Annotated in this window: 8 protein-coding genes and 1 pseudogene; 6 read left to right on the plus strand and 3 right to left on the minus strand. The window is 59.1% G+C overall.

The window, feature by feature from the left end; genetic code table 11:
* Positions 1–2 precede the first annotated feature (2 nt).
* The 3 genes from B7G53_RS19025 to B7G53_RS19035 are packed head-to-tail and all read right to left on the minus strand — an operon-like array spanning position 3 to position 13,231.
* Positions 3–5,066 carry an Eco57I restriction-modification methylase domain-containing protein gene (locus tag B7G53_RS19025; RefSeq protein WP_096670631.1) on the minus strand — a complete coding sequence of 1,688 codons (5,064 nt, stop codon included), beginning with the start codon at positions 5,064–5,066 and terminating at the stop codon, positions 3–5.
* 2 nt (positions 5,067–5,068) lie between these two features.
* A complete protein-coding gene (locus B7G53_RS19030; RefSeq protein WP_369680288.1) occupies positions 5,069–7,903 on the minus strand; it encodes a helicase-related protein in 2,835 nt (944 codons plus the stop codon).
* A gap of 3 nt (positions 7,904–7,906) precedes the next feature.
* Positions 7,907–13,231 (minus strand): DEAD/DEAH box helicase, encoded by a 5,325-nt coding sequence (locus tag B7G53_RS19035; RefSeq protein WP_096670635.1) that lies wholly within the window; start codon positions 13,229–13,231, stop codon positions 7,907–7,909.
* A 285-nt stretch (positions 13,232–13,516) separates the two neighbouring features.
* Between B7G53_RS19035 and B7G53_RS19040 the strand changes: the two are divergent.
* The 6 genes and pseudogenes from B7G53_RS19040 to B7G53_RS19065 all read left to right on the plus strand — a co-directional run.
* Positions 13,517–13,999, plus strand: a pseudogene (locus B7G53_RS19040) (IS3 family transposase); the annotation flags it as partial.
* Positions 14,000–14,530: 531 nt separating this feature from the next.
* Positions 14,531–15,052, plus strand: coding sequence for a hypothetical protein (locus B7G53_RS19045; RefSeq protein WP_141396400.1), 522 nt, complete (start codon positions 14,531–14,533; stop codon positions 15,050–15,052).
* Between the two features lie 263 nt (positions 15,053–15,315).
* Positions 15,316–16,887: an SAM-dependent methyltransferase gene (locus B7G53_RS19050; protein WP_141396401.1), complete on the plus strand. Its 1,572-nt coding sequence runs from the start codon at positions 15,316–15,318 to the stop codon at positions 16,885–16,887.
* A gap of 282 nt (positions 16,888–17,169) precedes the next feature.
* On the plus strand, positions 17,170–17,751 hold the full coding sequence (locus tag B7G53_RS19055; RefSeq protein ID WP_096670641.1) for a hypothetical protein: 582 nt from the start codon (positions 17,170–17,172) through the stop codon (positions 17,749–17,751).
* 276 nt (positions 17,752–18,027) lie between these two features.
* On the plus strand, positions 18,028–18,714 hold the full coding sequence (locus tag B7G53_RS19060; protein WP_096670643.1) for a hypothetical protein: 687 nt from the start codon (positions 18,028–18,030) through the stop codon (positions 18,712–18,714).
* A gap of 183 nt (positions 18,715–18,897) precedes the next feature.
* Positions 18,898–19,824, plus strand: coding sequence for a DNA/RNA non-specific endonuclease (locus B7G53_RS19065; protein ID WP_141396402.1), 927 nt, complete (start codon positions 18,898–18,900; stop codon positions 19,822–19,824).
* The last annotated feature ends 30 nt before the right edge of the window (positions 19,825–19,854 follow it).

Raw genomic sequence — 19,854 nt, forward strand, 5'->3', positions numbered from 1 at the left:
CCTTAACGATTGCCCTGTACCAGACGATCCTGCTCTGTGTCACCACCCAATTCGCTACGCGCGGATGCCCGGCGACCTTCAAGCAGCAGCATCAGTTGTGCAAGTTCGACATGCTCGGGGCGGCTGATCACGTCCGCAGGCAGTGCGCCAGCACCCGCAGAATAGAGGTTTGTGTCACCTGCCCTGCGTTTGGTCATTGCGCCGCTTGCCTCAAGACGTTGAACAATGGGCGGGATTGAGGTTAGAGCAGAGTCCAAGCTCAGTGCGGCCACGGTAGTGGCAAGAACGTCCAATCGAGCCGCCTCAGCAGCTTCAAGGTAAGTGGCGGCCGTGCGCGAATGCACGATGGCTGCTTGAATGTCCACGACGGAGATGCCCGCGGCACTTTGCTGAATGATGGCGGCAATCAGGCCCGCCAAATCGGCATCACTCTTGTTGCTAATTACTCCGTGCTCGGAGTAACCCGGCAGCGAAACCGCATCGGCCGCCCAACTGTCCCACGCTTCCAGAACCAGCCGGCGTGTGCGGTATTCACCGAACGCTCTCTCTTCCTTACTTTTGAGTCCACGGAAGGTTTCGCTGGGGTAATCGAGGCCGAGGAGCGCGCCGCCGGGGCCGAAGGGGGCGTCGGCGGGGTCGAGGATGTAGCGGAGTTCGTCGCGGGTCAGGCCGTAGAGGTTGGCGTAGTAGGTGTCCAGTTCGCTGCGCAATTGGGCGCGGCGCTCGGGATGCCAGCCGAAAGGCGTGGTGCGTTTCTCCAACGGGCGCGGGTCGTAGGCTGCCAGGTCGTCAGACCAGGCTTGCATATCGTTGGCGGTGTGGGTGAGTTCCAGCACACGAGGAACGATGAATTCGAGGTCGACGGCGGTGTAGCGGTCAGGTGGGATAACTGGGAACTGCTTGAGGTAGCCGTAAGTCAAGTGAGTGCCACCGACCTTTTGGCGCGCAATGTAATCGAAAATCAAACTACTCCAATTGCCCAACATTGCAGCCTGCAGGTGGGGCGGCTGCGTTGAGTAAAGAAGTGGCATGGTATGCCCAACCCCCACCCTCGGCACCACCGACGCAATCACCGTGCGCTCGTCAGTCGCACGACAGATGTCCCTCCATCCCATCAACCACCTGGGACTACGCCGGTCCATCCAAGCGTCCATAAAATCTAAGCCAAAAGTGCCTCTGGTCCATGTACTACTTGCGTGAGCAGCTATTGAAACAGTAGCGCTGCCAGCAACATTTGTCGTTGGCGGCTTTTGCAAGACCTCCAATTCAGCCAGTTCTGCATCGCTCAAGCCCACGTCTGCATCTTGCAGCGCCCATTTGGTGAAAGCGGGCAGTGCCTTTTTGCCGCTGGTGTTGTCTTGCTTGAGGGCCATGGCCAAGGTCGGGTGCTGGTTGGCGAGCACTGCTTCGGCTGTCTGGGTGGCCTTCCAGGCCACGGCGGTTGACCAGCCGGGTTTGTCGGTGGCGCTTGCCTGCGTGGGCTGGCCGGCGCTATGGCGAAAGATTTCACCCGCTACCCAGCCCGCCAGGGCCAAGGTCAGCTTGGATGAGCTTTCTTTGCTTGCTTCTAGAAAAACAGGGTCGAGTGAGGTGTTGGATGTAGCATCTGGGGCCAGAGCTGTTTCATGCCACACCAGCCAGGCGCTGGCCACACGGCTGGGCACGCGGGCGATGCGCGCCAGCACTTGGGCCTGGTCCACCCAGTAGCGCGGGCGCACGGTGCAGCTGGGGTCGGCCCTTTGGGCATCGGTCAGGTCGGCGGTGTCCAAGCCATTGAGTTTGTCCGGCGCATCGACGTAGGTGGCCCAGCGGTGGTCAAACTGGTGAATCATCTTGGCTTCGTACAGCGGCAAGCGTGGCGGTTCACCGCTGGCGGCGGGGGTGTCACGGAACAATCCACTGTCAGCCGACATATGAAACATCGCTGAGAAACGGATGCCCCATGGGTTCACATCAAGTTCGCCCTCACCTTTCCCTTCCGCGATCAGGACCGGTGCGGCGCGGTAGAGCTTCTTGGTCAGCGCGGCGTCCCACTGGCTTCTGAAAATGGGGCAGGTGCCAGTATTGGGATTGATGAGACGAAATTCCTCAGGGGTGAGTGTGAAGCGGCGCTGCGGCTCTATCAAGTGACTAACTTGCGTGGCAAAGCAAACAAATTCGGCAGCGAGTGCGCTGCCCAGCGTGATGAGAGAAAACTTGAAACTACGGTGGACTGACGGGAAAATGCCGCTGCTGTTCTCAAAGTCATACAGGCTGACCAGACGACCGCGCTGGGAGATGTCGCCAAAAAAGGCCTTGGTGGAGTCGTCGGTGGCAATGCCGGTGGGAACGATGAAACCGGCGCGGCCCGCAGGGGCAATCAACTGATATACCGACTCGGCAAACAGGGCGTAGGTATTGACGTCTCCCACGCCGGTCAAGGGAAAACGACCGCTGTCATGCGCGTACAAACTTGCCGCCTCGGCACCGCGACGGGCCATGATGAATTCTTCATGCAGGCGCATCTCAGCCCGGCTGGGCGGGTGCAGGCCTTCGGCGGCTTCCACATCCGGGTAAAGCGTGTGCAGCAGCAGGCCTTGGCGCAGCAATTCAATGCGTTTGCCGCGCTCAGACTTGTTTTTGGCCATGGCCACCAGCGGACTGCGGTTAGCAAAGAACTCCTCTTCTTGCAGCTTGATGCGCTCCCACGGCGGGTTGGCCAGCATGACAGAGAACCCGCCCTTGGCAGCCACTTGCGGAAAGGCCAGCCACCAGTGGAATACGCTGTGGGTGCGGCACAAATGGTCTGCTGCGCTGTCAATGTCAGCATTCACGGCACCAGCACCGTTTACCAGTTCCCACAGGTATCCTGAGAGCGGGATTGACTTGATATTGCCAGGCACTTTGGGTGCCAGAAAGGCAGCGACATAGGTGTCAGCCAAGCGCGCCAGCGTGCTGTGTCGCGCGGTAGTTGCGGACTGCGCCCATGCGCTACGCTTGGCTGCAATGCTCTCCAAGCTGTCGTCGGGCAAGTGTTCCACAGCATCCGCTTGTGCGGCGAGCGGGCTCGCCTGGAACATGTCCCCTGCGGCAACCTCTTTCCAGCTCTTGAGATCAGCCTTGTTCTGCTTTTTAAGAGCAGCAGCGGTCGCCTTATCGTCCCCACTGAGTACGGCGTAAGCCGCGTCGGGAATACCATTGTTCAGAATTTTGGGGTCCAGCACGCCCAACAGCGCGTCGCCCACTTGCAGGTGGTGGTCCAAAAATGTAAGCGGCATATCCGGGGTATAGGCCTCCAGCCACAGTGCAGTTTTGGCCAGTGCAATGGCCATGGGGTTTTTGTCCACGCCGTAAATGCAGTGGCTGACCACGTCGCGCAGGGCGTGACGGTAGTCGGCCGGGGTTGGGGCGCCGTCTGGCGCGCGCAGTTTGGCCACTTCGTCTGCCAGGCGGCGCGCGGCGGCCAGTAAAAAGTGGCCACTGCCGCATGCAAGGTCGCAGACTGTGAGCTGTAGCAAGGCCTCTACCGGCTGTTGCGGATTGGCTTTGACGGTGTCTGCAATGACCGGCTCCAGCGCAGACTTGATAAGTTCTTGCACCGGGCCGTCAGGGGTGTAGTAGCTGCCGGTGAGCTTGCGGGTGTTGCCCTGGGTGGAGGCATCGATGTCGTCATCGCCGACAAAGGCGAGTTTGGCAGCGTGCGGCTGGCTCAGGCTTTGAATGTCGGGCACCAGCTCCAGCAGGCTTTCATAAACACTACCCAGTTCTTCCGGCCCCATGTCGCGGTAATTGACGCGGGTCAGACCGGTAGTTTGGCGGAAGTAACCCAGCTGAAAAATGGCTTTAAGCAACCAACGGTTTTCAATGTGGGCATGAGCCAGATTCGGACATTGATCAGCGGCGTACAGGCCGCCGAGCGCTGGAAGACCCAGCGAGCTCTGTCCCTGCGCCAAACCGTCAAAGGTGATGCTGAGGGCCTGCCAAAGATCGCTGTGGGTATCAAAGCTGCTGCGTCGCACAGCACGGTCTCGAAGCCAGGTGATGGAGTAGCCAGCCCGATAGCGCCGTTGTGCTTCTTTGGTTGAACCCGGCGTGAAGATGAGTGACTGACCGGTGGACGCGTCAGTGCGGTCTTCCACCGTGGCCAAGAAGATGAGGCGATAAACCAGCCGCAGCAGCTCTTCAAAGAAAGCTTGCTTGCTCAGGCCCTGAAATTGCTCCTGATTTTGTAGCTGCTCACGCAGGTGGGTATTGGACGGGTGGCTTAAAAATCCCGTTCCTAGGGCGCGCAAGGCATCTGCCACTTGGTAGCGCAGGTTGCTTCGGATGGTGACACCCGCCTCTTGGCCGGCAGCACGCCAGCGCTCCCAAGGACAGTCGGTGGACTCGGCCTCGGGGATTCCAAAGCGGCTGGCATGCGCAAGCAACCAGAAGGCGGTGAAGTCGGCGTACAGATCTTCTGAGAACAACGCCTCCAAGTCCACTTCGACATAGGCCGGACGGGTCAGGCTGGGGTTGTCATGCAGGATGCGCAGGGTCAACCCGTTGCTGGTGATGGCCCACAGCGACTGGTCAGATGCGTTGAGCGCCTCTTGTACCAGCATGAAGGGTGAGCGGCGGCGGGTTTTTCCAGTGTCTGGGTTGAGTTCGCCAAAACGCTCTGCGGGTGCGTCCAGCAGCTGGGTGTGGCCAGCCAATACGATGGGTAAGCGACCTTCTCTGGCGGCATAGCCAATGTTGTAGGTATGGCCGGAGGCTTCTACCGTCGCACCAGCAACCAAATCAGTGAAACCCAGAACGTCGCGCAGCAGGGGAACGAGAAAATTACGCACAGTGGCTTGGTATGCATCCAAGTCATTACGTTGACGCAGGGTCTGAAAGTCAGACCAAAGGCTTTGGCCAATTTTCCAGAACCGCGCGACTTCATCGCGCAGCTTGAGTCCCTTGGGGATGCGGTAGTGGCCATCGGTCTGCTCGGTCTTATCGGGCGTTTGCAGTGTGGTGAGGCGTGCCAATTCGTCGGCAGGAATCAGACCGCCTTCAATACGAATGGCTTGATAAATGAGTTGCGTGGTGTTGCGTGCCATGGTCAAACTCCCGCTGCGGCTGGCACCAGCACGTAAACACCCATCACGTCCACCGGCAAGCTGGCTGTGACTTGGTAAGTGCCTTTGGCATCAGCAGCCTCACGAACACGGCGGTGGTCTTGCAACAGGGTTTGGGCACGTTCGCGGGCGATGGCTTCCATTTGCGGTTGCCAACCTGGAATGGCGTCCAGCGCCTGCTGAAGGTGGCGGTCACGGACCATTGGCAGCATGTTGCGGACGGCATCCATGCCCAAGAGGGTTTGGGTCTCATTGGCGGGCAGACTTGCGATTGGATCGCTACCGGAAGCACTCACCGCCACGGTCTCTTCGCACAACATTAATCGGGTCTGGGTGCCGCGGGTTACGGTGAGCTGGTGGCGCAGGCGCAGCAGCAACACAGTGGTTTTTGCGGTGACGTGGCCGACAAAGGCAGCACCAGCACGGGCGACGGCATCGTCTTCAGACGCATCTTGCGAGGCCAGTGCGCGCTCCAGAAGGGTGTCAGCCAGAGCGACCACCAGCGGATGGGTGCGGTGGATGAACATCGCACCCTGGTCGGCAGGTTGATGAAAGTTCACCCTCAATGTACCTGTGTATCCATCAGCCGCCAGGCGCTCCTTGATGGAGGTTGGCAACTGATCCAGGTGCAGCTTGTTGTGCTGCTTGTAGGTTTCTAATGGGACACCAAGCTTGGCCACGGCGCGCGTAACAAAGCGTTCCACATCATCTTCGCCACCCAGAACGGCTGCAGACTTGCGCCATTCGGGCAGAACATCTTCTGGCTTGATACGGCGCTGGGCAAAGATAGAGCGATTTTTGGCGGCCTTATCGCGGGCGCTTTGCCAGGCGGTTTCGATGTCGCGCGCTGGTTCACCAAAGTCGAGGGCGGTTTGCGCCTGATGACCGACACGGTTGTTTTTGCGCAGCAGGACAGCATTGAGCAGCGCCTGGGTAAGTTTGCCTTGGTCGTCTGGCATGGGAACCAGCACGCCGAGCTCTTTGCGGATGCTTTCGGCCTTGCGCAAAATGACTTGCAGCACGGCACCATCCACCGGGTTGTCTTCACCATAGAGCATGGTGCTGCGGACCTCGCGCGCCTTTTGACCAAAGCGGTCAACGCGACCTTCTCGCTGCTCATGGCGGGTGGGGTTCCAGCTCAGGTCGTAATGCACCACGGAGGTGAACAAGCCTTGCAAGTTGATACCCTCAGACAGGCAGTCGGTGGCCACCAAAATGCGCTTTTCCGTATCGCCCAGCTCTTCGACTGCTGCTTCACGTTCGCTTGGGGTTAGTTCGCCCGTGACCGCTTTAACGGTCGCATCCTTAAATTTGCCCCGCAGAAAGTTGGCCAAGTAGTGAGCTGTGGCAATGTAGCGGCAAAAGACCACTGGTTTGAAGCCCTCCTTGACCAGCAGCGTCAAATGCTCCAGCAGCTTGGCAAGCTTGGGGTCGTTGGCATCGCCGGCAAGTTTTTCTGCATCGACAATGAGTTGCTGTAAGAGCGCGCTGTCCTCAGTTTGAGCGGCGGGCTCAATGTCGTCGGTGGACAGGGCATCGTCAATGCCATCCAGCACACGGTCGCCAGCCTGGGATTCGATGTCTTCCAAGGACAGTTCGTCGGCATCTTCGCCTTTGGCTGCACCATCCAGCCGGGTGCGCAAGGCATTGACGGCGGCGGCAGGGGATGAAGAAATACATCGCAGCAGTGCCAGAGCGGCCCACCAGCCCATGCGCTGCTCGCGCAAGCCCTGCCCTTCGGCACGTACCACCAATTCACGCGCATAGTCCAGCACGTCGTTAAAGAGCTGACCCCAAGCCCCGGTAAGTCGGTACGTGATTTCGGCTGTTTTGCGCTCCGGGAACATCGATGCGTCTTGCCACTCTGCGATATCGGGACGGCGGCGCTGCACAAAATGGCGTGAAAGGTCATCCCGCAGGTCGGTGCGCGCACCGGGCGCCAAGTCCTTGAGTTGGGTGAAGTCAGGCTTCAACAACCCAAGCAAATTGAAGAAGGCATCTTCGTCGCCGCTGTGGGGCGTCGCAGTGAGCAGCACCATATGGCGGTTGACGTCTTCAGACAGGCCCTTGAGAAGCTGGTAGCGCTGCTGCCGACCTTGGCCACCATGGGTGCAGGTGTGGGCCTCGTCTACGATGACGAATTCGGGGCAGAAGCGTTGGAATGCTTCGCGTCGGCGTTCAGACTTGATGTAGTCCAGGCTGACCACGGTGAATGGATTGGCGTCAAACACCGAGGTGCCTGGTGCCAGTTCGCGCTCCAGACGAGCGGCAGTGGCACTGCGCACCACCACGGCATGGATATGAAAACGGTCGGCCAGCTCGCGCTGCCACTGCTCACACAAGTGCGGCGGGCACAGCACCGTCATTCGCTGGATTTCACCGCGGTCCAGCATTTCACGGGCAATTAGTGCGCCCTCGATGGTTTTGCCGATACCGACGTCGTCGGCGATGAGCAAACGCACGGTTGAGAGCTTCATGGCCATCAGCAGTGGCACGAGCTGGTAGGCGCGCGGCTCAACGGCGATGTTGCCAAAACTGCGAAACGGCCCAGCCCCATTGCGCAGCTTGAGCTGCAGCGCATCCATCAATAGCTGACTGGCGGCATGGTTGCGGGCCTGCTCGATGGTGGGCCATGGAAAGGTGGCGGGTTGGACGGGTTGGCGCTCTAGCGGCAGGTAAATCAGCGATTCATCCTTCTCACCACCACCCAAAGGGCGCAGATGCAGGGTGTCTTGATTGGACGCAGGCAGCACTATCCACTCGCGGCCACGGGCGGAGACAAGACTGCCCGGGTAGAACTCAGCGGTCATAGCATTCATCATTTATTCGTTTTGGCCAGCACCAAAGAGGTCGGCATTTTTGGCGAAGATGGCAGGCCACAGAGCCTGCTCTTTCGGGAAGCGGACTACCAAGAATCCTTGCTCATCAAGCTTGCGGTCAATGGCTTCATCCTTGTCCTGCTGAGCAGTCTTGTCGTGATGCGGCCCATCGATGAAGACAACCAGGTTGTAGTCGTCGTAGAAAAAGTCGGAGCAAGCATGGACTGACTCAATGGTGTGCTGTGCGCGGTCGGGTTTGCGATGCCCATGCGACTCAACATAAACCAGCCAAGCCTGTTCCAGTGAACTGGTGGACATGCGGGCTAGTTCAGCGCTGTGCTGCTCAGGGGCACGTCCCTGCGTTCCCAGAGCAAGCTTGGATGCAGTCAATCGGCAAAGAATGTCGAGCACCAAGCCTTTGGCCACAGCATCTTTTCGGTCAATGAGTGGGTGGTCGGGCTGGTTGTAATAAGACAGCAGGCAACGGTAGCAACCCGCTTCACAAATGGACTTGCCATGCTCGTCCAGCTCCTCGACCAGCATCTTTTGGGTCCAGGGTTGGCCAGCTTCCGGGCGCTGGAAGTGCAGGATTTCGAGCGCCTCGGCAGCAACGGCCGCGAGCGCATGGGGTTCAGTGGCGATACGGGTCAACACACCTGCGCCGCCCTCTGCAGCCTCAAAGAACAAGATGGACTGCCTGTTATCGCGGTTTGGCAAGGGCTCGCCGACCAACTCGCTTTCCTCCAGTTGATAGACCGCCTCGATGCCGCGTTTAAGGGCGTATTGCAACGTGGTCATAGAGGACGCAGACATCACGCCGAGTCGATGTGAAGGACGTACCACCAAAATGTTGCGGCGGTCTTCGACAAAGGGGACGATGCGCTGTGGAGGTGTCTTATCCGGGGGCGCGTCATCACCATTCTCTTCGCCAGCCTCATCCACACCGCCAACCCAGTGACCCGTGACCGGGTTCATCATGAAGCCTCGGACGGACTTCTCCTTACGCCGACGCCATCCATAGTTCATGCGCCAGATGGTGGCCGCGGGACCGTATTGCAGTTCGAGCAACGGCCCTTCAGCATCGGACACCTCGGACATGACCACTTGCAGCTTGCCGTCCGCCTCGGCGAATTGCAACGTGGTTTGCATTTCGTAGCCCTGGCGTGTGCGTTCCTCTTCATTGGCGGTAATGCGCTCAGCCCGCTTGGTCGACACATTCTCGATGCGATAAAGATTCTTGACCTCTTCGGCGCCTGAGAGCGAGGCATCGCAGGAAACACAACGATCCGCGTCGCGCTGCGAGCGAAAGTGGCCGTAACCGCACGATGGACACAAACGCGCGACCTCGGTGGTCAGCTTGGCACCTTCAGAGACCTGGTCTTGGCTGGTGATGGTGAGAAGTGCTTTGGTCACCCGGTACTGGCTGCCTTCGTGATAAATCAAGCTATAGGGACCAAACTCACTGAGTGCCAGGAACCTTGGGCGGGACAGGAAGCTTTCGCGGCCAATGTTGCCGCGCCGTGCGGGGATATAGGCCAGCAGCGGCAGGCGCGGGAAGTTGTAGCCGGGAAGAAAGCCTTGGCTGGCAAGGTAGCGATAGGTATAAAAGTCGCTATTGAAAGCACTGTCACCAGCCAGTAACAGGTCACGCTGCTTGCGAGCTTCATTGTGCCTTTGCTGGGCCTCGCGACGTTCGCGTTCGCTGGCAGCGGGATTGTTTTCAATCTTGAAGTTGAGTTCAATCTGCCGTGCGGTAGCGCGGTACAGATCACGCCAGCGATTCAGGGAACCGTCGAACTCCAGGTAGGCCCGCTGAAATACGGACTCCGGCCACGTTGGCGTGTACCAGGGCGCACGCTCCGGTGTGAGTTCGTCCTTGAGCATGGCCAGCACGGCCAAGCCGCGCTGATGGGCGCGTTTCTGGGCCTGAGGCTTGCCCAGGTCTGACTCCAGGTCATCCGTGATGGGCAGCGCGTCGGGCTTGTCCATGTTGAGCAAGTCGCGAATGCTGTTGCCCAGTTTCTTGCCAGTTTCAGCCAGCCAAATGGCTTGCATATGACTCTGTACGAGCTCGCGGTTGGCGAGGTCCAGCGTGGGCGGATTGACCTGACCATGCACCATGCGCACGGGGTCACGGAAGTAATACTGGTCGTGCGGCGATTGGGCGGCACAGTAAGTGATGACGAGCGCTGGCTGCCCAGCCCGTCCCGCACGACCGCTGCGCTGGGCATAGTTGGCGGGCGTTGGCGGCACATTGCGCATGTAAACCGTGTTCAGGGACGATATGTCGACGCCCAGCTCCATGGTTGGCGAGCAGAACAATACCGGCAGCCAGTTGAGCTCCGTACCATGCGCTTTCATCCATTCACTGCGGTCCTTCTCAGTGAACCTGAACCGCGCCTCCCGCTCCATACGGTCTTCCTGCTCGACCTGCGCTGTGTGTTCTCTGGCCTCAAAATCAAATAGCTGGTGAGCGGGCTCGGCTAACAGTCGTGAAATGTTGCGGTACAGATTGCGGAAAAAGATGTTGTCATGCGACTGCGTTACGCTGCGACCGTCACCCGCCGCCCAGAGCAAGGAACTGCCATTGAGTTGCCACCCCATCTGGCCAACATCAGTTTCTTCTTTACGGACCAATCCGTAGCTTTCCGCCGCCCTGAGCAAAGCGTTGATGACATCCGGATAGGACTTGTCGTTGACTTGCTTGTAAAACGGATTTTCGCCACCCCAGGTGCTTCCTTTGCGCAGCTCGCGCCCCAAGCGCGACCGGCTGGACCCAATAACCAGATAGTCCTCGATGTTCTGTTTGCGTCCACGTGGTCTGTTGTCATCGGCTGGGCGTGACGTAATAAACCATTTGGCAGGTAATGGACGCTCATCTTCTGTGAACCCCCACGGTTCCCGCAAGTTGGCAAAGCTGAGCGTGCGCAATTGGTCAAGTTCCGTGCGGTCCAGGTAGCGTGTGGCGATGCACAAGCCCTGGCGCATGGTTTCAAACAGTTTTTGCAGCACCATTGCACGCTCTGCCGGCTTTGCTGAACGCAGCACCTGAGGGGCATCTGCCCATTCCCCTTCATCAGCGGCCAGGTCGTCAATGTCCTGGTACGTGATGCGGACCAGGCCCAACTGCTCCAAATTGGGGTTATTGAACCGCCAGCCGCGACGTAGATCGTAAAAGCTGCGGTAACCCAAGATGGAGCGCATGGCGTCCTGCACTTGGCGCCGCGCATTGCCCTTGACATCCGGTTGCTGCATGTACTCCGCCCGAACGGCGGCGTCGTCTCTGTCAAAACCAAGGGCCTCGAACACGGAATTGGCGACTTCTTTTTCCGACAGTGGTTTTCCTGAGGTTCGCTCAAGTGCTGACAACAATGCCGCGCGCGTCAACAGAACTTGCAAGAAGTCATTGAAATGACCTGCCTGCAACGCTGCGTCTTGCCGGTTGTCTGAGAAACCAAGGACTTTCTTGGCTTCACGTGATAGCTGGTGGTCTTGCTCGTACAGATAGCGAAGCGAAGACAGCGTCAGCATGGTGGTGGCCGAGCTGCGACCCTCACCGGAAAGGGATGTCAGGCGCAAGGAATCCTTGCCTGCGGTTGCGTGACTGGTGTTGCAGGCCAGACAAAAGCGGAAGCTGCCAGGGATGAACCAGCCATTTACGCCTTCTGCGGTAGTGGAGACGCCATCAGGGCGAACTTTGACAGCCTGGGGAACGAATTTCTTTTGGGTGCTCTTTACGCGCCACTCACCATCGGCTCGCTCCTCCACCCAAGTTTCGGGGTATCGCTCCGGATCCGCATCATTCCATTGACGTTCAACATCAGGCATGAAAAAGCCGAACTTGATGCCGTCGTCCTCGTGCTGTCTTTCATCGATGTTGCGGCGCTGCAAAATCCGACCCTCCGGGCCCTCTGCGTCCCAGACCGGCACGTATTCTTGGCCGCAATCTCTGCAAAAGTGGACGTTGTACAGGTGCCGTGCACGGTCGCCCGCGACGAACTGCTGTCCATACAGGGTTACAGCACGCTTTCCTGGGGCCTCCAGCGTCGCGTAGACCTTGCCCCCGCCAGATATGAACTGGTGCAGCTTGAACGCAAACAGTGACTTGCCGGAGGCGTCTACAACGTTGTAGGCCCGCAGCAGGAACTTCTGCAGGTAATCGTTGCATTGCTGCTCCGGCAGGCCAGACGCCGCCGCCAGCAGGCCAGCGGCGTCCTTGAGGGTCTTTGGCTTTGCCCGGCGCGGCTTGTTGCTTTCATATGTCAAACCCAGCGTCAGTTCTACCCAAACCGATACGGGGTGGCCGGCCATGTCGGCAAAAGACAGGTCTGCTGGAACGCCTGCTTCGATGGCACTGGCCAGCTTGGGGGCGACCGTTTTTTCAGTCTCAGCTTCGGGGGTGGTGCGTTTGAGCGTTTCTGTGACGATATTTCGGCTGGGAATCGCAGTGCCAAACAAACGCGTTGCAACGCCCGCGACGGCGGCATTGCGCTCCATCTCAGTGCCGTCGGTCGCCATGGTGGCGGACGTGCCGATACAAATGAGCTGGTCTGCAAGTGCCTCACGAACTCGACGGACCAGAAGGGCAACATCGGCCCCTTGCCGCCCACGGTAGGTGTGCAATTCATCCAGCACCAGGAACCGCAACCCCTTGGCGTTGGCCACCACTTGCTGGTCAATGGCGTTTTGACGGGTCAGCAGCAACTCCAACATCATGAAGTTGGTTAGCAGGATATCTGGCGGGTTGGCCTTCATTGCCTCGCGCTCTTCAGTGTCTTCCTGACCGGTAAACCGACCGAACGTGACGGCCCGGGAAGCGGGGTCAGCGCCAAGGAACTTTTTGAGCTCTTCCAACTGGCTATTGGCCAGAGCATTCATGGGGTAAACCACGATGGCCCGCGTGCGCGGTGTCTGGTCGATTTGCTTGGCTTTCAGGCAGGCATCGACGATGGGGATGAAGTAAGCGAGCGATTTGCCTGACCCAGTGCCGGTGGTGAGCACGTAACTCTCACCAGACGCCGCCAAGCTGATGGCTTCCGCCTGGTGTTTGTGCAGGGGCAAGGAATGGCCAGCAGATGAATCGCTTTTACCAAAGCGAAAAATGTCCGCGCACAAAGGGTGCAGGTGGCCAGCTTGAACAAAGGCCTCGACGGTACCGCCCTCTTTGAAGTTGGGGTTGACCTGGATTAGCGGCTCTGGCCAGAACTTTTGGGAGTCGTATTCGGCATCCACAAAGGTGCGGATGTCATCCGCTTTGATGCGGGTAAAGCTGCGGGTGAAATCTGAATACTCATTAACCAGATGTCCACGAAATTCGAAAACGTCCAAAATGACTCCCCATATTGCTTTTTGGCACAGTATGCCAGCCCTCAGGCGTGAAGCATCCGACTGATTGAGGGGAAAATTGGCTTGGGCCAGATTTGGTTACTGGTTGCCTCTTCATCCGTGTAGATCCCAGTTATGGACCGCGCAGACGACCTTTTCGAAAATCCGGCATTTCTGTCATGGCTGCCAGGCTAAATCCTGTTCAGCCTGGTTAGTCGTCATCATTACTTCTGGGGCCATGCACTTTCGGCCGGCACGTGCGAGCAGTTCTTTGGCCATACGCGTGCACCTGATCGGGTGTGGGTCACGGACATCGCCTACATTCGCACCTGGCAGGGCTGGCTTTACTTGGCCGTGGTCATGGACTTGCATGCGCGAAAGATCGTAGGCTGGTCAATGAAGCTCACCATTGCCCGTGAAATCGTTCTGGATGCTTTGATGATGGCTGTCTGGAGGCGCAAGCCTACGCAGAGTGTCCTTGTGCATTCCGATCAGGGTAGCCAATACGGTAGCGATGACTGGAAGCGTTTCTGTTAGGCCAATAACCTTGAGCCCAGCATGCGCCGCCGGGGGAATTGTTGGGATAACGCGGTGGCGGAATCCTTCTTCAGCAGCTTGAAGAAAGAGCGTATCCGCAAACGCATCTACAAGACCCGTGACCTTGCCCGTGCGGATGTCTTTGACTACATCCAGGTTTTTTACAATCGCAGTCGTCGCCACAGTCACCTGGGCGGCATCAGCCCCGAGGCATTTAAACGTGCCTCAGTTTGAGGCCAGGATTTGTCAACCGTTCCGTGGGAAGTCCAATGCATAAAGTTGTTTACGAATTTAGAATGACGTGTTGCCAAATCGTAACGCCGCAAAGGCGCATGAAACCTAGATGCTTGTTTACGACTTTAATTGCAAGGAACACCGGTGGGAAAGCTGCAGCAATCGCAGCTGGCCCACCGGCCTTATTTCATTGGCGCGGCAAATGGCCTGCTGCAGGAAGCTCGCACCTAATGCAGTAACCTGCCCACGGTCACCAAATTCACACGCACGTAAGAAAAAACGCTTCTAATCGATGCATGCCTCAAGTAGGGCGGCTTGCAGAACGCCTGCGTTCTTTGAGTGGAAAGTACCTCGTTGCTTCGCAGGTTCAAGCGCCTGTTCTGGCAATAATGAATTGGGGTCACTACTTGAAACCCAATCGGCGCCTCCGAAAAGTGCTTACGCAGGCGAGCATGACTAAGCCGCAGGTCCTGGACAACAGGAAACCGCCGCCATGCAGTCATTCACACATCATCGAAAGCGAGTTCACACATGCATGCCGATCGAGCGGTAACAGCGGGCCATTCGCCTGCCTCAAGTTCCAATGACGGGGAATCGACCCAAGCCAGTGGTGGCCATGCGGCGCTGGTAAGCAAACTGGTCGCCTACTTGAAGGAAAGTGGTCGACAAACGTGGGAAGACGTGAAGTTCAAAGTCTTTGCCGCCGCGGAAATGATCAACTGGGCCACCAGCACGGACATCGCACCGGTGCACGCCGACGTTTTCTCGCTGCGACAAACTCAGGACAAGGCGCAGGCGAACCCATGCGTCTACCAGGTGGTGGTCACCCGCTCGGACTTTCTCGCCGCGATGGCACAGCGCCAGCAGCGCGCCGCCTGTGAGCTGATTTCCGAGGGCTTCTACTTCGTGGCACCCGTTGGCGTCGTATCCCCCCACGAGCTGCCCGCCCCGTACGGTTTGGTCACCTCCGACCAGACCGGCTTCACCGTCGTCAAGGCTCCGGTCTTCACCAAACACCTACTGCAGCCGCCGCCCTTCGCCGCAGCTTCCTGACCGGCGCCTACGGCCGCCGGCGGGTCCTGCGGTATCTCTCGCGAGACCATTGGCCACGACCGTTTGACGCGGTTTGGTGCCTCTGGTCAAATCAAAAAGCTTTCGGCATAGACCGATTTCGCTGACCCAGTCAGCCTTCACCTTGAGTCGCAGCGCAACGCTGTCGGCTCGCTTATCTCAACGGCTCAACCGAGTCGTCCGTTTCAACCCACCGGGGCCCTGCCCGTTGGGGCGGTGCTTCGTCTTAAAAAGTCGAATCTCCAATGAAACTTCTTCTCAAACAACTTTGCATGATCGAGTCGATCTTGCCGTTCCTCGCCGTGCGTTCGCTTTTCGCGGCCTGGGAAGGCGAATTCACCTGCGATCCCCAGTACTGTCGAGTTGTGGACGGCACCGTCGAAGGCACGCATCGCGATCTGTGGCTTCCTGGCGCGGATACACCGCTGCTCAAGGCCACGTATGCGGGCGACAAGCTCAGCATCGCCCTGGACACTGGCCAACGCCTGCCGGATGGCATGTCGGCCCTTCTGGTGGCGATGGGGCTGGTTTTTCGCGGCGGCGAGAGCGGAACTTCCACTCACACCCCCTTGGATGCCGAAGAGCTCTACACCCGTGCTCTGGATCTGGACAACACGTGGATGGTGCTGCGCCGCATGGCGCCGAACCACCCCACGAGCGAGGATCTCGTGCGAAATGCGCAGGTGCTGCTCGAGCTGGCCAACGCCTGGCATCAAACCACATTGGCAATTGGCAACACCGGCGGCTCGCCGGCGCTGGAAAAGCAGGCCGCCCAGCTGATGGCGAAGGCGGATAACTTCCATGCGCTGAACATCCCCGGCCTGGAGTCCCTGAAACTTCTGCCTGACTACCGGGGCTCCGCGCTCACGGCCATGTTTACCGGCCGCGACCACGAGAGCCTGGTGTGCAGCGTGAAGCTGGACTGGGCGGCCGGCAGAATTGCGTCGTCGGGGCCTCAAGCCCCGCAGCGCAAGCCCGGCAAGTTCGATGTGCGTCCCACGCGCGTGCCCCAGAACATCCTGGACGTGCTAGGTGGTGTGGTGATCGAGGGACATGAAGTCTCCATCATCCAGCGGCTGGCCAGCGCGTTCTACGCAAAGGTCAATGCGTTCATGCAGGACATCGGCGGCAAGTGGTCGACATCGAGGCAGGCGCACGTCTTTGAGGACGATCCGGCTCCGGTGCTGGAGGAAATCCTCCGGACAGGGGAGGTTTTCACTTCCAGGGAATATGAGTTTTTCGAAACTCCTGCGCCGCTGACTGCTCGGGTTGTCGCGAAGGCCTGCCTTGAGGCAGGAATGAAGGTGCTTGAGCCAAACGCTGGTGGTGGGGCGTTGGCCATGGCAGCAGCTGAAATTGTCGGGCGTGAGAACGTGACGTGCTATGAGTTGATGGGCCGAAACGTCAAGAAACTCAAGGCATTGGGCTTCCAGCTCGACGGGCCGCGGGACTTTCTTGCGATCACGCCTTCGGAAATCTACGATCGCGTGCTCATGAATCCGCCGTTCGCGCATTTCAGGGACTCCGAACACATAATTCACGCTTTCAAATTCCTTCGGCCTGGCGGCGTCCTGTCAGGCATCGCGTCAACTACGTGGCAAACCCACGATACGGCACCCGCGCGGAGGTTTCAGGCGTTCGTCGCAGCTCTGGGAGGGGAAGTCGAACAGGTACCCGCCGGCGCCTTCAAGGCGTCCGGAACTGATGTGCCGACAACAATGTTGTTGCTCAGAAAGCCAGGCGTCGCGGTGGCGCGCGCTCTGGACATCGAGGTGGCAGCTCCGCAGCAAGCCCCTGCCCAGGTGTGCTTGTTTTAGAAAACACATTGCAAACCCCGTCCAGCATCCGCTGACGGGGTTTTTGCATTTGTGGATATCCGTTTCGCAAAGCTCGCCAAGCTGTGGAGGACCTTGGTAACGCTTAGTTTCCCCGGGGAAACCGCCGGTCACGCAGCTGCGCCAGGACACATACGCTGGCCCGCCTGCCAATCGCCTCGGGGAGCAGGAGGTGCTCAACAGGCCAGAACCCACTCGTTGCGCATCATCTTCAAGCTCCCGTCGATTCAATAATGGAAATCGAACATACCCGGAGCGCCCCACATGAAGACTCGACACGCCATCGCGGCCGTCCTTGCACTTTTCGCCTGCGCGACCTTCGCCCATGCCGATGCCCGATCGACCATGGAATACTTCTGTCCAGCCGACACGCCCGCCCCGGCATGGAAGAAGCAATGCTTCGACGGCCCGCCGAGCAAGCAACGGGTGACGGTATTCATTTCTCCGGCTGCTCAGGACAGCGGGCGTCCTGGCAACTTCTACATTGGCCTGCGGACCGACGGCAACGTCCGGGGCTTGTTCGACGGAAGCCAGTGGGTTGGGACCGAGGGCGGCCTGTTCCCGCCTGCTGCAACGGTCCAGGACCTCAACACCCAGTCGTTCGTGGTCATCCAGGATTTCCTGATCTGCGGCATGGCCGGCTATGGCAAACATGAACTGTGGGCCGGCTACGGGGCACTCGATGCAGAAAAGGAGGCCCTGGTGGAGAACTATCACCGCGCCGCCAACCCCAATCACACCCCGCAGTACATGAGGCAGGTCTACATGCAAAACGACATGACACGCGGCGAAAAGGCATGGAACGTCCTGAAGTTTGACTGCGAAAAGTTCGTCGACACGCCCTAAGGTCTCGTTCACCGCCGCACCGGGCCGGCTGAGCGCCTAGTGCTGGCAGCCGCTTCTCTTTCGCAATCCCTCCTACGCGCAGCAGGCCATCGGATCGCGGCGCACCACCGGCGCGGACGGCGTCAGGGCTCATAACCTCATGCGCTAGCGCTCAACGCATAGGATTTGCACTGTTGAGCAGGACAGAACGCGCTTCTTCATCCAGACAATGACTGAGTGCACTCACATTCGGTCATTGCTGCCTCCGCGGACACGGCTCCGTCTCTCTCCAGCCCCATGGATGCCGAGGCAATTCCACTTGACGAGATAGCCGCCGCCGCCAAGGCCCCTGCATCGCCCCACTGGTATCCACTGCAGCCGAATCTGTGCGAGTTGATGCACATTGTTCCCGCGCAGAGTGCCGCGCTCGAACGCACAACCGTCCTCACCTGGGCCTACTTGAAAGCGGGTGGAATCTCCTTCGAAGAGCTGGTCGCCCGGGTGCCCGGCGGCGCGCACAAGACAACAAAGAAAAAGTACGTCCGCAGAGCACTGCGCGGGCTGGTCAAGATAGGGGCCGTCACTTTGTTCGTCCTCGCCAGTGATCAGCCACCAGATCTGCCGGCAGACGTTGATCGGGATGCGGAGGACGGCGAGACGCCCATCGGCAGGCGCACGGCCGCACACCTCACACGCGAGGGCATGACCTGGATGCGCAGGGCCTGGCATGCCCGATTCCTGAGCCTTGGCGGGCGTATGGGGAACCTTTCATGGATCCACAACGAGTACCTACAGGAGGAAGAAGAGGGCAAGGGCAACGAGGCCTACTGGATAGAGCGGATAGGCGGAGGCGACGGTTCGCAGCATTCTCCCCACGATGGCGAAATATCGACCCTCCTCGGCGGTGTAGCACTCTCGTCCATCTTCGACCTCCATCTTGTCCTGAACAAGCGCAAGCCCAGAGGCCGGTCGAGTTCCAAATAGGCCGGTCGTGCAGCCCCGCCGCGCGCCGCTCAAAGCTTGAAACGCACCCCCTTAGCTGATTGTCGTTAGCCGATCCAGCCTCAGCTATTCTTCCCCGCGCGGCACCTTGCGCGGTTGACAGCGCACCGGACAGTGAGAAGATAAACCGTGCAGATATATCTGCCAATTTTTACGGAGAGTCCCATGTCCCTTATCAAACTGGCCATGCTTGTGGCGCCCATGTTGGGCGTTTCAGCCCACGATGTCACCCAGGCCTTCACAGACACCCCGCGCCCTCGACCAGCCATCACCCGAAACGTCCAGGACACCGGCCATTTCGGCAACTGCCGGGATCAGTTTGCCAACGGCGAGCCCCCGGCTATCGCCAGCCCCGATCCCCGCGCGCGGGCATTGTGTTTCAACGGCTTTGCGGTGCTTCACTCTGGCAAGACCAAAAATCCGGTCTACTCGGCCGAAGTGCTCTCGCGCCAGCGCATTCTGGATGCACGGAACCTGCAGCGCACAGACGCCTTCTACGAAGAGGCGCGCATTCCCTCGCGCGATCGGGCAGCACTGAACGACTTTCGAGGGAGCACCTACGCTCGGGGTCACCTATCTGCTGCCGCCGACATGGCCAACGCTGAGGCGATGGCCCAAAGCTTCAGCCTTGCGAACATCATCCCACAAAACCAGGTGAACAACGCCAAGGCTTGGGTCACCATCGAGAAGGCCACACGCCAATACGCGCTGCGCGCCAAGGGCAACGTGTACGTCATCACCGGACCCGCCTACCTGCGCAACCACTGCCCGTTTGTGAAGGAAGCCAAGGACGCGCTTGCCCGTGCAGGCATCGCTGCGCCGACGAATCCGCAGGCTGTTGTAGCAGCGGCCTCCCACCTTCCAGGCACTCGGGTTCCCTACCGATATGACGCGGTGGCCTGCACGATTGGCTCCGGTGTGGCCGTGCCAACCCACATTTTCAAGCTCGTGTACGACGCAAGCACCAATCGCGCATGGGCGCACTGGAGCGAGAATACAAGCCAGACCCGTGTTTATCCACCGATCAGCTACGCCGAACTGGTGGAGCTAACCGGGATCGAGTATCTGCCCGGTATCAAGCCCCAGCCCTGACTTGCGCAGCGGCCATTCCATGCCAAGCTG

It is taken from the genome of Polaromonas sp. AET17H-212 (assembly GCF_002379085.1).
Classification (GTDB): domain Bacteria; phylum Pseudomonadota; class Gammaproteobacteria; order Burkholderiales; family Burkholderiaceae_C; genus Polaromonas.

Excerpts from the sequence above, each read along its gene's own strand:
- B7G53_RS19025 (WP_096670631.1), bottom strand. The coding sequence starts at position 5,066 with ATGGCACGCAACACCACGCAACTCATTTATCAAGCCATTCGTATTGAA.
- B7G53_RS19030 (WP_369680288.1), bottom strand. The coding sequence starts at position 7,903 with ATGAATGCTATGACCGCTGAGTTCTACCCGGGCAGTCTTGTCTCCGCC.
- B7G53_RS19045 (WP_141396400.1), top strand. The coding sequence starts at position 14,531 with ATGCATGCCGATCGAGCGGTAACAGCGGGCCATTCGCCTGCCTCAAGT.
- B7G53_RS19050 (WP_141396401.1), top strand. The coding sequence starts at position 15,316 with ATGAAACTTCTTCTCAAACAACTTTGCATGATCGAGTCGATCTTGCCG.
- B7G53_RS19055 (WP_096670641.1), top strand. The coding sequence starts at position 17,170 with ATGAAGACTCGACACGCCATCGCGGCCGTCCTTGCACTTTTCGCCTGC.
- B7G53_RS19060 (WP_096670643.1), top strand. The coding sequence starts at position 18,028 with ATGGATGCCGAGGCAATTCCACTTGACGAGATAGCCGCCGCCGCCAAG.
- B7G53_RS19065 (WP_141396402.1), top strand. The coding sequence starts at position 18,898 with ATGTCCCTTATCAAACTGGCCATGCTTGTGGCGCCCATGTTGGGCGTT.